The sequence below is a fragment of the Arthrobacter sp. SAFR-023 genome (assembly GCF_051965295.1).
Classification (GTDB): Bacteria; Actinomycetota; Actinomycetes; order Actinomycetales; family Micrococcaceae; genus Arthrobacter.
Window position 1 is genome coordinate 186176 of the sequence record NZ_JBQCMF010000002.1, and the last position, 14039, is coordinate 200214.

Genomic DNA, 14039 nt, shown 5'->3' on the forward strand with positions numbered 1-14039 from the left:
CCATTCTTCAGCGCCGGATGGACCAGCGCGTCGCAGCAAGCGCATCCGCCGTCCGGGATACCGGACGGCTGCCAGTGTCCTGCCCCGCGTGTCCGGCACTCTGTCCGTCACGGCCGTTCGGGCCCGCCAGAATCTGGGCCGCGGCCAGTTCCGCGATTCCGGACGAGGTCTGGAAACCGTAGCCGCCCTGGCCGGCGAGCCAGAAGAACCCGCGGGCCTCGGCGTCGAACCCCACGACAGGCACGCCGTCGGCCGCCTCGGTGCGCAGGCCGGTCCAGGCCGTCCGGACGGTTCCGATCCCCAGCGTCGTCAGGGTGTTGAGCCGGGAGATGAGCCGCTCCACGTCCCCGGGACGGGGACGTGCGTCCTCCGCCGGGCTGGCCACGTGTTCCGACGGCGAGATCAGCACGTCGCCGCCTTCCTTGCGGAAGTAGAAGGAGTCGTCTGCGGCGGCCACCATGGGGCTGCCTTCCGGCAGCGGACGGCCGACGCCGACAATCGCTGCCGTGCGCCGGTAGGGCTGCAGGCCGATCTTCTCGACGCCGCTCAGCACCGCAAGCTCGTCGGCCCAGGCGCCGGCCGCGTTGACCAGCACGCCGGCGGAGAAGCCTTCCTGCCCGGCGCCGATCTCCCAGCCCGATCCCAGCCGCTGGGCCGAGTGGACGCGGGCGCCGGTGATGATGTCCACGCCGGCCGCCTCGGCACGCGCCCGGTGCCTTTCCAGCAGCACCGGGGCGTCGCACCCGAAGGACCCGGTGTCCAGGCCGGCGGCGGAGAAGGATTCGGGCTTCAAAGCCGGGCACAACCCGAGCGCTTCGTCATGGCTGATCAGGCGCATCTCGCCGCTGGCCTCGGCGCGCACCGTTTCGTCGTCTCCGATGAGCAGAAAGCTCCGCGGCGACAGCACGGGCCGGGACTGTCCGGCGTCGTCCGCCGCGATCAGTTCCAGGGTGCGGACGGTCAGTTCCTGCACCACCGGCGGGCCGTAACTGGGTATCAGCTGCCGGGCCGAACGCGAGGACGTGTGGTACGCCAGCTGCTGCTCCGCCTCCACGAGGGCCACGGTGCATTTGCCGGCCAGCGCGGAGGCAAGGGACAGTCCGGCAATCCCGCCGCCCACAATGACTACGTCATACGTTGATGCCATGGGCACAATCCTTACAGATGGCCTGACTTTACAGGTGACCGGGACCTACGCAGCCACCGCGTCCCTGCTCTTGATGAACGCCTGGACGCAGGTTTCGACGTCGTCTGCGCTGTGCGCGGCGGACAGCTGGACGCGGATCCGGGCGGCACCGCGCGGCACCACGGGAAAGCTGAAGGCGGTCACGTAGACCCCGTGCTGGAGCATCTGGTCGGCCACCTGCGCTGCCAGGACGGCGTCGCCGAACATGACCGGCACGATGGCGTGCTCGCCGTCCAGCAGTTCGAAGCCTTCCTCCGTCATCCGGCGGCGGAACAGCTCCGCGTTCCGGAACAGCGTGGCCCGCAGCTCGCCGGAGGTCTGCACGAGTTTCAGGGCTTTGATGGTGGCCGCCACGATGGCGGGCGCGAGGGAGTTCGAGAAGAGGTACGGGCGGGCCTTCTGCCGGAGCATGGCCACCACTTCGGCGCGGCCGGACACGTAGCCGCCCGAGGCGCCGCCCAGCGCCTTCCCGAAGGTGCCCGTGAAGATGTCCACGCGGTGGGAGACGCCGGCATGCTCGGGCGTCCCGGCCCCGGTGGGTCCCATGAAGCCCACGGCGTGGGAGTCGTCCACCATCACCAGGGCGTCGTGCTTTTCAGCGAGGTCGCAGATGGCCTCCAGCGGGGCGAGGTAGCCGTCCATGGAGAAGACGCCGTCGGTGACGATGATCTTCCGCCGGGCATCCTTCGCTTCCACGAGTTTCGCCTCCAGGTCGGCCATGTCCTGGTTGGCGTAGCGGAACCGCTGCGCCTTGCACAGCCGGATGCCGTCGATGATGGACGCGTGGTTCAGGGCGTCGGAGATGATGGCGTCCTCGGGCCCGAAGAGGGATTCGAAAACGCCGCCGTTCGCGTCGAAGCAGCTGGAGAACAGGATGGTGTCCTCCGTGCCCAGGAACTTTGAGACCCTGGCTTCGAGTTCGAGGTGGAGGTCCTGGGTGCCGCAGATGAACCGGACGCTGGCCATGCCGAAGCCGCGCTCATCCATGGCGGACTTGGCCGCCGCGACGATTTCGGGGTGGTCGGCCAGGCCCAGGTAGTTGTTGGCGCAGAAGTTCAGGACCGGCGAACCTGATTCACCGATCTGCCCGGCGGTGATGTGGCTGGCCTGGGCGGAGTCGATGTGGCGCTCCGTCTTGTAAAGGCCTGCGGTGCGGATGTCGTCAAGCTCTGCGCGGAGCTGGTTTTTGATGGCTGAGTACATGGCGGGTTCTCCTCGGCTGGGAAACTGTCAAAAACGGGTGTGGAAGGGCGGGGACCCAATTTTGGGGCCCGGATTTCAGGTCAGATTTCCGACCAGTCGAGCACCACTTTGCCGCCGACGCCAGCCTTCGCGATTTCGAAGCCCTTCTCCCACTGGGTGGCCGGCAGGACGTCCGTGACGACGGCGGAGATGCTGGCGTGCACGGCGGGGCTGGAGGACAGCATGGCGCTCATGGCGTACCAGGTCTCGAACATCTCGCGGCCGTAGATGCCCTTCAGGGTGAGCATGTGCGTTACAACCTTGCCCCAGTCGATGTCGATGGACTGGCTCGGAAGGCCCAGCATGGCGATGCGTCCGCCGTGGTTCATGTTGTCAATCATCTCCGGCAGCGCCGTGGGGTGGCCGGACATCTCCAGTCCGACGTCGAAGCCCTCGCGCATGCCCAGCTCCCGCTGCGCTTCCCGGACCCGTGTCTTGGAGACGTCAATGGCCAGATCCACGCCGAGCTGCCGGGCCAGCTCCAGGCGCGGGGCCGAGACATCGGTGATGGCGATCTTGCGGGCGCCGGCGTGGCGGGCCACGGCGATGGCCATGAGGCCGATCGGCCCGGCTCCGGTGATCAGCACGTCCTCCCCCACCAGCGGGAAACTCAGGGCGGTGTGCACGGCGTTGCCGAAGGGGTCGAAGATGGCACCAAGTTCCGGCGTGACGGACGGGTCCTGGTGCACCCAGACGTTCGTCTCCGGGATGACAACGTATTCCGCGAACGCGCCGTCCCGCTGCACGCCCACGCTGACCGTGTGGATGCACATCTGCCGGCGGCCGGCGCGGCAGTTGCGGCAAATGCCGCAGACGATGTGGCCTTCCCCGGACACCCGGTCGCCCACTTTGACGTAGCGCACGTCCTCGCCTGTGGCCACCACCTCGCCGTAGAACTCGTGGCCGGCGATCAGCGGGGCCTCGATGATGCCCTGCGCCCAGGCGTCCCAGGACTGGATATGCAGGTCCGTGCCGCAGATGCCGGTTGTATGCACACGGATCTTGACCTCGCCGGGTCCCGCCTCGGGTTCCGGGCGGTCTGTCAGTTCAAATCCGGCGTGGGCGCCGGCCTTATAGAGGGCCTTCATTGGCTTCCTTACGTTCGGCATGCGTGGCATGCGGGGAATTCTCCCTTCATTAGAGCGACCTTCGACCCGTTAGCACAAGGGCAATTTTCTCAATTGACGATTAAGGAATCGCTAAGGAATAGGATGAGCGCATGGAGATCCACCAGCTCGAAATGCTGCGCGAGCTTGGCGCGCTCGGAAGCGTCAAGGCCGTAGCCGACACCCTGCTCGTTACGCCCTCCGCCGTGTCCCAGCAGCTTGCCCAGCTGCAGAAAAGCGTTGACGTGCCGCTGACCCGCAAGGAGGGCCGGAACCTGGTCCTCACGGAGGCAGGCCAAGTGCTCGCTGATGCGGGTGCCGCGGTCGTCAGCGCCATGGCCGACGCGCGGATGGCTATCGGCGCGTACCACGGCTCCACGGTGGCGCCGGTGACGGTGAGCGGGTTCCACAGCGCGGGGCAGGCGCTGTTTGCGCCGCTGGCCCGGCTCCTGGACGGCCCCGACAAGCCGAAGGTGCTGCTCTCCGACGAGGACGTGGCCCAGCAGGATTTTCCCGCGCTGACGGCGAGGTACGACCTCGTGCTGGCGCACCGGATGGACCACAGCCCCAAGTGGCCGGAGGAACGGGTGGCGGTGATACCGCTGGCGCATGAGCCGCTGGACGTGGCGCTGCCGGCCGGCCACCGCCTGGCCGGGCAGGCGACGCTGACGGCGTCCGACGTCGTCGGGGAACCCTGGGTGACCAGCCGCGCCGGCTACTCCCCCGCGGACGTGCTGTCCGCCGTCGCCGCGGTGTCCAGCCGGGAGCTGAACATCGTGCACCGCATCAATGACTACTCCACAGTGGCGGCGCTGGTGGCCTCGGGAAGCGTGATCGGCCTGCTGCCGCGGTATACGGCGCGGCCCGTACTGAACCCGGACATTGTGCTGCGGCCGCTGCACGGAATCAGCACCCGGCGCCGGATTGATATCCTGGCCCGCCCGGAAAACCTCAAGCGCGCGTCGGTGCGGGTGGTGTGCGAAGCGCTGCAGGACATCATGGCCCGGCTCAGCCACGCTTAAACCCAACTGGTTTAAACCCAACTGGGTCGCAGTTGTTGTCGTTTTGAGCACTCAAAACGACGTTAACTGCGACCCAGTTGGGTGGAGTACTCAGGCGGTGACGCCGAGCTTCTCCAGGATCAGCTCGCGCACGCGGCCGGCGTCGGCCTGGCCGCGGGTGGCCTTCATGACGCCGCCGACGATGGCGCCGATGGCCTGCACCTTGCCGCCGCGGATCTTCTCCGCAACGTCGGGCTGAGCGGCCAGGGCTGCGTCGATGGCTTCCAGGAGCGGGCCGTCGTCGGACACCACGGCGAGGCCGCGCTTCTCGACCACCTCGGCCGGGGTACCTTCGCCGGCGAGCACGCCATCCAGCACCGCGGAGGCCATCTTGTTGTTGATCTTGCCCGCTTCCACCATCTTGCTGAGTTCCACGATGGTGGCCGGCGTGATTCCCAGCTGGCCGGGGTCGACGTCGGCGTTCTTGGCGCGGCCCACGATCTCGCCCATCCACCACTTGCGGGCCACGGAAGCCGTGGCGCCGGCGGTAATGGTTTCCTCGATCTCGTCCAGCACGCCGGCGTTGACGACGTCACGGAACTCCAGGTCCGAGTAGCCCCAGTCCTGCTTCAGCCGCTTGCGGCGCTCGGCCGGCGGCTCAGGCAGGGTCGCGCGGATCTCCTCCACCCACTCCCGGGAGGGAACGACGGGAACCAGGTCCGGCTCCGGGAAGTAGCGGTAGTCGTCGGCGTCGGACTTTTCCCGGCCCGACGTCGTCGTGCGCGTGTCCTCGTGCCAGTGGCGCGTTTCCTGGATCACCGGCTCGCCGGAGTCCAGGACGGCGGCGTGGCGCTGGATCTCATAGCGGACGGCGTGTTCGACGGCGCGCAGCGAGTTCACGTTCTTCGTCTCGGAGCGGATGCCGAAGCGCTCGCGGCCGTGCGGGCGCAGCGAGACGTTGGCGTCGCAGCGGACGTTGCCGCGTTCCATCTTGGCATCCGAGACGCCGAGGTTCTTGACGATTTCCCGCACGGCGGCAACGTAAGCCTTGGCGAGCTCGGGGGCGCGGGAACCGGCTCCCTCGATCGGCTTGGTGACGATCTCGACGAGCGGAACGCCTGCACGGTTGTAGTCCACCAGCGAGTATTCGGCGCCCTGGATGCGTCCGGCCGAGCCGCCGAGGTGTGTCAGCTTCCCGGCGTCCTCCTCCATGTGGGCGCGTTCGATCTCGACGCGGAACACGGTGCCGTCCTCGAGCTCGATGTCCAGGTAGCCGTCATACGCGATCGGCTCGTCGTACTGGGACGTCTGGAAGTTCTTGGGGGTGTCCGGGTAGAAGTAGTTCTTCCGGGCGAAGCGGCAGGACTCGGCGATCTTGCAGTTCAGCGCCAGGCCGATCTTGATGGAGGACTCCACCGCGGTCTTGTTCACCACCGGCAGGACGCCGGGCATGCCCAGGTCCACCTCGTTGACGTTGGTGTTGGGCTCGTCACCGAACACGTTGGGCGCGGAGGAGAACATCTTGGTCTTCGTGTTGAGTTCAACGTGGACCTCGAACCCGAGGACGGGATCGTACTTCTCCATCGCTTCTTCGAAGCTGAGGGTTGCATCGGTGGTCATTATTTTGCCTCCTGGGTTTCGGCAAGCTCAGCCAACGACGGAGCCTTGTCCAGCAGCGGGCCGCCCCATTTCGCTTCCAGCAGGGATTCCAGGACAGCGCCCACCCGGTAGAGGCGGGCGTCCTCGCGGGCCGGTGCCAGCAGCTGGATGCCGACGGGCAGTCCGTCCTCGTCGGCCAGGCCGCCGGGCAGGGACAGGCCGGGGACGCCGGCCATGTTGGCGGGAATGGTGGCGACGTCGTTGAGGTACATCGCCAGCGGGTCATCCAGCTTCTCGCCCAGCTTGAACGCCGTGGTGGGCGCCGTGGGGGAAATCAGGACGTCGGCCTTGGCGAAGGCAGCCTCGAAGTCGCGCTGGATGAGCGTGCGCACCTTCTGGGCGGAGCCGTAGTAGGCGTCGTAGTAGCCGGCGGACAGCGCGTACGTGCCGAGGATGATGCGGCGCTTGACCTCATCGCCGAATCCTGCGGCGCGGGTGGCGCCCATGACACGCTCGATGGTGAGCGGCGGCTCCTCGGGGAGCACGCGCAGGCCGTAGCGGACGCCGTCGAACTTGGCCAGGTTGGAGGAGGCCTCCGACGGCATGATCAGGTAGTAGGCGCCCAGCGCGTACTGGAAGTTGGGGCAGGACACCTCAACGATCTCCGCACCCGCTTCTTTCAGCAGCTCCAGGGATTCGTTGAAGCGGTTCTCGACGCCGGCCTGGTAACCCTCGCCGTGGAGCTCCTTGATGATGCCGATCTTCATGCCGTCCACGTTGCCGAGGCGCGCAGCGGCCACAAGGTCGCCCAGCGGGTCCGGCAGGGAGGTGGAGTCGTGCGGGTCGTGGCCGCCGATGACCTGCTGCAGCAGCGCCGAGTCCAGGACGGTGCGGGAGACGGGGCCGATCTGGTCCAGCGAGGACGCCATGGCGATGGCGCCGTAGCGGGACACGCCGCCGTAGGTGGGCTTGACGCCAACGGTGCCGGTGACGGCGCCAGGCTGGCGGATGGATCCGCCCGTGTCCGTGCCGAGGGCCAGCGGTGCTTCGAAGGCTGCGACGGCGGCTGCCGACCCGCCGCCCGAACCGCCGGGGATGCGGTCCAGGTCCCACGGGTTGCGGGTGGGGCCGAAGGCAGAGTGCTCGGTGGAGGAACCCATGGCGAACTCGTCCAGGTTGGTCTTGCCCAGGATCGGCATCTTCGCGGCGCGCAGCTTCTTGACGACGGTCGCGTCGTACGGGCTGTGCCAGCCTTCGAGGATCTTGGAACCGGCCGTGGTGGGCTGGCCGATGGTGACAATGAGGTCCTTGACGGCGATCGGAACGCCGGCGAGTTCGTGCAGCTCCTCGGCGGCCTGCCCGCCTGCGGCACGGATGGCGTCCACCTCGGCGGCGACGGCGAGTGCCTCCTCGGTGTTGACGTGCAGGAACGCGTTGACGCCGCGTTCTCCCCCGTCAACGGCGGCGATCCGGTCCAGGTGCGCCTGGGTGACCTCGACGGCGGTGACCTCGCGGGCGGCGAGCTTCGCGGCCAGCTGGGCTGCGGAGAGACGGATGAGTTCCGTGCTGTTGGTTTCAGTCATGGTCTAGTCCTCATCCAGGATTGCCGGGACCTTGAAGCGGTCTGCGTCTGAGTCCGGAGCGCCGGAGAGTGCCTGCTCGGCGGTGAAGGTGTGGCCCACCTCGTCCTCGCGGAACACGTTGCTCAGCGGAATCGGGTGCGACGTTGCGGGAACACCGTCACCTGCGGCCTCACTCACGGATTTCACCGCGTCTACGATGACGGCAAGTTCGCCGGCCATCCTGTCCAGCTCTTCAGCACTCATCTCAATGTGCGCAAGCCGCGCTAGGTGCGCGACGTCGTCACGGTTGATCGCAGCCATGGATCTCCCTGCAAGTTCGGAATGGGTTTCCGGACTAGTCTACTGTCACGTTGCCCTGCCGCTTTCCGGCTATTCAACGCCAAATGGCAGTTCACGGCGGTGTTTTGCACAAACACTGCCGCGAACTGCCATCTCGGCCTCCGGACCGGGCGGGAGGACGAGCCTTAGTGGATGCCGATTGCTCCTGTCAGGATTCCTACTCCGAGCATTACCAGGGCTACTACTGCGCTCCTCCAGAGGACCTTCTTGTGGTGGTCGCCCAGGTCTACCTTGGCCAGGGAGACCAGGAGCAGGATGGCGGGAACCAGCGGGCTCTGCATGTGGAACGGCTGGCCGGTGATGGAGGCACGGGCCATCTCGGCGGCGCTGATGCCGTAGTGGGCGGCGGTCTCGCTCAGGACGGGCAGTACGCCGAAGTAGAAGGCGTCGTTGCTCATGAAGAACGTCATGGGGATGCTGAGCACGCCGGTGATGACTGCCATGAGCGGACCCATGCTGGACGGGATGATCTGGACCAGCCAGGCGGACATTGCTTCAACCATGCCGGTGCCGGTCAGGACGCCGGTGAGGACTGCGGCGGCCATGACCATGCTCACAACGGCGACGATCGACGGTGCGTGGGCCACGATCTGCGCGGCCTGATCCTTGACGTGCGGGAAGTTCACCAGCAGGGCGATGGCCGAGCCGACCATGAAGACGTACGGCAGCGGCACGAGGTCGGCGATGAGCATGCCCATGACGGCGACCGTGAGGGCCAGGTTGAACCACTGCAGCTTGGGGCGCAGGGTCTTGCGGTTGGGGTCCAGCGCGGTGTCCGCCATGGCCGTGTCGCTGTCGTCCACCAGGGTCTCGGTGCGTTCCAGGACAGCCACCGACGAACCGCCGGCGGGGCCGCCCGTAGCGGGAACAGGTGCGGTGCCGCGGCCCGAACCACCGTGGCCGGAACCGGTGCGGCCGCCGCCGGCGGGAGCTCCGCCGTCGAACCCTTCAGCGGTGAACTGCTCAGCCGTGTTCGGCGTTCCCCAGATTTCCGGCTGCGTGGTGCGGAGGCGGTTGCGCTCCTGCAGGCCAAGCACCCAGGCGAAGACCAGGACGACGGCGAGGCCGGCGACCAGCGACGGGATCATGGGGACGAAGACTTCGTTGACGTCGATCTTCAGGGCACTGGCGGCGCGGGCCGTGGGGCCGCCCCACGGCACGATGTTCATGGTGCCGTTGGCCAGGCCGGCCACACAGGTGAGCACCACAGGGCTCATCTTCAGGCGAAGGTAGATCGGCAGCATGGCCGCGGTGGTGAGGATGAAGGTGGTGGAGCCGTCGCCATCGAGCGACACGGCAGCAGCCAGGAGCGCGGTGCCCAGGACCACCTTGGCGGGGTCATTGCCGAGCTTGCGCAGGATGAACCGGACCAGCGGATCGAACAGTCCGACGTCGATCATCAGGCCGAAGTAGATGATGGCGAACATCAGCAGCGCGGCGGTGGAGGTCATGGACTTCATCGAGTCCATAACCATGTCGCCGATGCCGAGGCCGGCGCCTGCGAACAGACCGAAAACGGTGGGGACAATAATCAGCGCCAGCACTGGCGTCAACTTCTTCGTCATGATCAGCACCATGAAAACCGCGATCATGGCGAATCCAAGTAATACCAGCACAGCCGGCTCCTTCTAAGTGAACAGCACCACCCCGGTGTGATGCGTACTACAGAGACTAGAGTGGCCCCGATCACGGCAGTGCCTTTGGCTCAATTGATTGGCATACTGCTTATTGGGAGCATTTTGCTCATTCTGCTCACACGCCCCGCTGCCGGCCCAAGCCGCCCTGCAGCCCGCCCGATCCATTAAGGAGTGCCATGACGAGGCCCGCCGGCAGGCTTCCGCTCAGGTTCTCCACCCAGACGCTGCTCCTGCAGCTGGGCGTGGTGCTCCTCGTCGTGCTCCTTAGCGGCGCTGTGCATGCGTGGCTGACGTTCGAACGGCTGGGCCGCGAGGCGGAAAACCAAGCGCTGACGCTGGCCCGGACCGTGGCCTCGGACCCTACCGTCCGTGCCAACGTGCAGGCCATCAGTCGGCAGCCCGGCACTCCCCCGCCCGCGGAACTGAAGGCCGGGCCGCTCATGGCGGTAGCCGAGGGCGCCCGGGCCAGCACCGGAGCCCTGTTCGTGGTGATCACCGACGAAACAGGGCTGCGGCTGGCCCATCCCGACGCCGACCGGCTGGGCGAGCGCGTAAGTACGGACCCGTCCGAAGCGCTTGCCGGCCGCGAGGTGACCACCCGCAACACCGGCACGCTGGGCCCGTCGGCCGGGGCGAAGGTCCCCGTGTTCGCACCGGGTCCCGGTTCCGGTTCCGTGGTGGGCGAGGTCAGCGTCGGCTACTCCACCGAGTCCATCGGCCAGAGCCTCGCCCGGGACATCGTGCCGATCGTGCTGACAGCGGCCGGCTCGCTAGCCGCCGGTGTCCTGGCGTCCTTCCTGCTCCGGCGCCGGCTGCAGCGGCTCACGCTCGGCCTGGAGCCGGAGGAGATCGGGGCGTTGGTGCACGACCAGGTGGCGGTCCTGGAAGGCGTGGACGAGGGGGTGGTGGGCATCTCCGCTGACGGCCGGATCAGCGTGTTCAACGCCGCGGCCCAGCGCCTCCTTGGCCAGCCCGACCTTTCCGGCCAGCTCTGGCAGGACGCCCCGGTACCGGCCCGGCTCAAGGCCCTCACCCTGCCCGACGCCCGTGAGGGCGAGGCCGTGGAACTGGTGGCCGGGGAGCAGGTTCTGGTGGCCAGCGCCCGGAAGGCGCTGCACCGCCGCGAAGACCTGGGCTGGGTGGTCATGCTCCGCGACCGCACCGAGCTGCAGCACCTGACCCGGCAGCTCGACGCCGTGGGGACCATGTCCACCGCACTGCGGGCGCAGCGGCACGAGTTCGCCAACCAGCTGCACACGATCGCCGGGTTCATGAGCATCGGCCAGCATCAGCAGGCGCGCGATTACCTCGAAAGGCTCGCCGCTACAGGCCCGCTGAAGTTCCCCGTGGACCAGGCCGAACTGCTGCAGGACCCCTACTTGCAGGCCTTCATCGGGGCCAAGGGCGTGGAAGCCGATGAGCGGGGGGTATCGTTGCGGATCGGGCCCGAAACCCTGGTCCGGGGCCAGGTGACGGAGCCGCAGGACGTCACCACAGTCCTCGGAAACCTGATCGACAACGCGGTCAACGCGGCGGTGGCCGGTACGGCCGCCGATCGCTGGGTAGAGCTTGAGCTGCTGGATGCGGAGGGCGACGGCGGGGGCACCCTGCACGTCGTCGTCGCCGATTCCGGCGACGGGCTGCCAGACGGCGGCGACCCGGAGGCGGTGTTCGCCGAAGGGTTCACGACGGCGGGCGGCAGTGCCCTCCAGGGACAGGTCCGCGCCGGCGGCCAAGGCCTGGGCTTGGCGTTGGCGCGGCAACTGGCGCGGCGGCGCGGTGGCGACGTTACAGTGCTCGAACCCGGGAACCGTGGTGGACCCGGTGCGGTGTTCATGGCCACGCTGCCGGGCACCACCACGGCGCGCAAAGACTGATGGGCGTGCAAGGACGATGAATACCGGACGGAAGGACGAGGATGTCTGAGGATTTCAGGGTGCTGATCGTGGATGACGACTTCCACGTCGCCAAGCTCCACGCCGCCTATGTGGACTCCGTGGCCGGGTTCCTGGCGCTGCCCCCGGCGGGTTCGGCGTCGCTGGCGCTGCAGTCCATCCACAGCCTGCGCCCGGACCTCGTGCTGCTGGACGTGTACCTGCCGGACGCCTCGGGCCTTGACCTCCTGCATCAGTTGGACGTGGACACGATGATTCTCAGTGCGGCGTCGGATGCGGCGTCGCTGCGGACTGCGTTCCGGCGCGGCGCACTCGGGTACCTGCTCAAGCCCTTCACGGCCGAATCCCTGTCGCAGCAACTGCGCTCGTATGCCCGGTACCGGCGGATCCTCGGCCAGCCCGGTTCCCTGGACCAGGACACCGTGGAGCGGGCGAAGCGGGCGCTCATTCCCGGTGACGTCTCGCCGTCCGCCAAGCCGAGATCCGCGACGGAGGCTGCTGTGCTGGAATCACTGGTGCCCGGCGAGCAGTACTCGGCGGCCGACGTCGCCCGGCGGGTTGGCGTGTCCCGGGCCACCGCGCAGCGGTACCTGTCCTCGCTCGCGGATGATGGCGCCGTCGAGATCCAGCTCCGCTACGGCACCACCGGGCGGCCCGAACACCGTTACGGCCTCCCCCCGCAGTAACCCTCGAAACAGCGCGAACTGGCAGGTAACGCCCTCAAAACCGGGATTTGAGGGCATCTGCTCCCAGTTCGCGCTGCAGGCGGGGAAGTTCTAGCTGGCGCTCTTCTGCGCGACGAGCTCGATCTCCACGAGCATTTCCGAGTCCAGGAACGGCAGCACGTGGACCAAAGACAGCGTGGGACGGATCTCGCCGAAGACCTCGCCGTGCGCACGGCCGGCATCCTCCCACTTGCTGATATCCGTCAGGTACAGCTTGGACTGCACCACGTCGGCGAGCGCGAATCCGGCGTCGGCCAGAACGGTTTCCAGCTTCTGCAGGATGAACCGGGTCTGCTCGTAGAAGTCGCTGCCGACGATGCCGTTCTCGCCGCTGGCAGAGGTGGCAGAGATGTAGAGCGTGTTGTCCACCTGGACCGCGCGGGAGTAGCCGAGCTTCTGTTCCCAGACCGAGCCGGTGCCGAACGTCTTGCGCATGCTGCTGCGCCTTTCACTAGGGGTTTTAAGTCGGCTCCACTCTAGGCGGGCTGGACGTCCAGCCTGAAAACCAGCAGCTTTATGTCGGTGCCGGGCACATACCAGTCGCGCTCGGACACCCGGCGGAAGCCTGTCTTCCGGTACAGCCCGTGGGCGCTTTCCCAGTCCCCGCCGGTGGTCAGTGCCACGGCACGGATCCCGTCCAGCGATCTGGCGTGCGCAATAATCGCTTCGACCATAGCTAAGCCGGCGCCGCTGCGCTGCACGGCCGGATCCACCACCAGCATGCGAAACTCAAGCTCGTCGTCCAGCGCGATATCGGCATACTTCTCACCGGCCAGCGCCAGCGTTACCGAACCAACGATCGTGCCGGCGCGCTCCGCCACCCAGATGGTGGCTTTCTCCGCTCGGGCGGCCACGTCCTGGATCTGCTTCATGTACGGGTGATCCGCGTCGTCGAAGTAGCCGGCCGCCAGGTAAGCGTCCCTGGTGATGCGGGCGATGGCCGCAAAGTCGGCGGGGACGGCGGGACGGACGGTGATCTGCGGCTGCACCCGTCAATGGTAGTGCCGTCCAGCCGATGCTCCCTGCGAAACAGCTGTTTCCGTGACTGATCTATCAGGCCCGCGTAGACGCACGCAGGATGGCCAGTGCTTTGTTTTTGGGTGTAGACCCGCAGTGCCGGCAGGACCATACTTCCTGCACCACATGTTCAGCACCATTCAAGGCGCATCGGAATGAAGGGAAGGGCCATGAACGAGGATGAGGCTCCGCGACTTACCGTCGTGCAGCCCGGACAAGGCAGAGAGGCAACGCTCGGCGGCATCGGCATAGTGTTCAAGCTCTTTGGCGAGGACACCAACCAGCAACTGTCCATTGTGGAGCACCCGTTCCCAGTCGGCGCCCTGGTGCCCCCGCACATCCACACCCGCGAAGACGAATACTCGATCGTCATCGAGGGCGAGATAGGGTTCCGGTCCGGAGACCGCGAGGCAGTCCTGGGCGCGGGCGGGTACATCACGAAGCCACGGAATGAACTTCACACCATGTGGAACGCCGGAAAGGTGCCCGCCCGCATGATTGAGGTGATCAGCCCGGCAGGATTTGAGCACTTCTTCTGGGGCGTTGCCAACCACATCGAGGCCGGACTGCCGGACCCCGAGACGGTCGAGAAACTCGCGGCCCACTTCGGCCTCCGCTTCGCCGAAGCGCCCTGGCTGCCGGACATCATTGCGCGCTACAACCTGACCCCGCCGCGGATGTGAACCCCCGGGCTGCATTCGGCCCGGGC

Annotated in this window: 13 protein-coding genes; 4 read left to right on the top strand and 9 right to left on the bottom strand. The window is 67.2% G+C overall.

The window, feature by feature from the left end:
- Window positions 1-7: 7 nt before the first annotated feature.
- The 3 genes from ACTHQX_RS03100 to tdh all read right to left on the bottom strand — a co-directional run bounded on the left by ACTHQX_RS03100 (window position 8) and on the right by tdh (window position 3516).
- On the bottom strand, window positions 8-1147 hold the full coding sequence (locus tag ACTHQX_RS03100; RefSeq protein ID WP_440155575.1) for an NAD(P)/FAD-dependent oxidoreductase: 1140 nt from the start codon (window positions 1145-1147) through the stop codon (window positions 8-10).
- 45 nt (window positions 1148-1192) lie between these two features.
- A complete protein-coding gene (locus tag ACTHQX_RS03105) occupies window positions 1193-2389 on the bottom strand; it encodes a glycine C-acetyltransferase (RefSeq protein ID WP_440155576.1) in 1197 nt (398 codons plus the stop codon).
- Between the two features lie 80 nt (window positions 2390-2469).
- A complete protein-coding gene (gene tdh, locus ACTHQX_RS03110; protein ID WP_236807786.1) occupies window positions 2470-3516 on the bottom strand; it encodes an L-threonine 3-dehydrogenase in 1047 nt (348 codons plus the stop codon).
- Between the two features lie 131 nt (window positions 3517-3647).
- Here tdh and ACTHQX_RS03115 point away from each other — a divergent pair, with 131 nt between their 5' ends.
- Window positions 3648-4556: a LysR family transcriptional regulator gene (locus ACTHQX_RS03115; protein ID WP_236807785.1), complete on the top strand. Its 909-nt coding sequence runs from the start codon at window positions 3648-3650 to the stop codon at window positions 4554-4556.
- Window positions 4557-4646: 90 nt separating this feature from the next.
- Here ACTHQX_RS03115 and gatB read toward each other — a convergent pair whose 3' ends face one another.
- From gatB to ACTHQX_RS03135, 4 genes are all read right to left on the bottom strand, one after another.
- Window positions 4647-6155 (bottom strand): Asp-tRNA(Asn)/Glu-tRNA(Gln) amidotransferase subunit GatB, encoded by a 1509-nt coding sequence (gatB, locus tag ACTHQX_RS03120; protein ID WP_236807784.1) that lies wholly within the window; start codon window positions 6153-6155, stop codon window positions 4647-4649.
- Window positions 6155-7717, bottom strand: a complete 1563-nt coding sequence (gatA, locus tag ACTHQX_RS03125; protein WP_236807783.1) for an Asp-tRNA(Asn)/Glu-tRNA(Gln) amidotransferase subunit GatA — start codon at window positions 7715-7717, stop codon at window positions 6155-6157. Before gatA ends, gatB begins: the two co-directional genes overlap by 1 nt.
- Before the next feature lie 3 nt (window positions 7718-7720).
- Window positions 7721-8017: an Asp-tRNA(Asn)/Glu-tRNA(Gln) amidotransferase subunit GatC gene (gene gatC / locus ACTHQX_RS03130; protein ID WP_003802035.1), complete on the bottom strand. Its 297-nt coding sequence runs from the start codon at window positions 8015-8017 to the stop codon at window positions 7721-7723.
- 164 nt (window positions 8018-8181) lie between these two features.
- Window positions 8182-9672 (bottom strand): CitMHS family transporter, encoded by a 1491-nt coding sequence (locus ACTHQX_RS03135; RefSeq protein ID WP_440155578.1) that lies wholly within the window; start codon window positions 9670-9672, stop codon window positions 8182-8184.
- A gap of 197 nt (window positions 9673-9869) precedes the next feature.
- Here ACTHQX_RS03135 and ACTHQX_RS03140 point away from each other — a divergent pair, with 197 nt between their 5' ends.
- Both ACTHQX_RS03140 and ACTHQX_RS03145 read left to right on the top strand, forming a co-directional pair.
- Entirely contained in the window at window positions 9870-11570 is a 1701-nt protein-coding gene (locus tag ACTHQX_RS03140) for an ATP-binding protein (RefSeq protein WP_440155579.1), read from the top strand.
- 41 nt (window positions 11571-11611) lie between these two features.
- Entirely contained in the window at window positions 11612-12274 is a 663-nt protein-coding gene (locus tag ACTHQX_RS03145; protein WP_102970760.1) for a response regulator, read from the top strand.
- 90 nt (window positions 12275-12364) lie between these two features.
- Here the strand turns inward: ACTHQX_RS03145 and ACTHQX_RS03150 are convergent, their stop codons facing one another.
- Together ACTHQX_RS03150 and ACTHQX_RS03155 are read right to left on the bottom strand one after the other, a co-directional pair.
- Window positions 12365-12748: a RidA family protein gene (locus ACTHQX_RS03150; RefSeq protein WP_236807779.1), complete on the bottom strand. Its 384-nt coding sequence runs from the start codon at window positions 12746-12748 to the stop codon at window positions 12365-12367.
- Between the two features lie 41 nt (window positions 12749-12789).
- Entirely contained in the window at window positions 12790-13302 is a 513-nt protein-coding gene (locus ACTHQX_RS03155) for a GNAT family N-acetyltransferase (protein ID WP_236807778.1), read from the bottom strand.
- A 198-nt stretch (window positions 13303-13500) separates the two neighbouring features.
- On the opposite strand from ACTHQX_RS03155, the gene ACTHQX_RS03160 reads away from it, so the two are divergent.
- Window positions 13501-14013 (top strand): cupin domain-containing protein, encoded by a 513-nt coding sequence (locus ACTHQX_RS03160; RefSeq protein ID WP_440155581.1) that lies wholly within the window; start codon window positions 13501-13503, stop codon window positions 14011-14013.
- Window positions 14014-14039 lie beyond the last annotated feature (26 nt).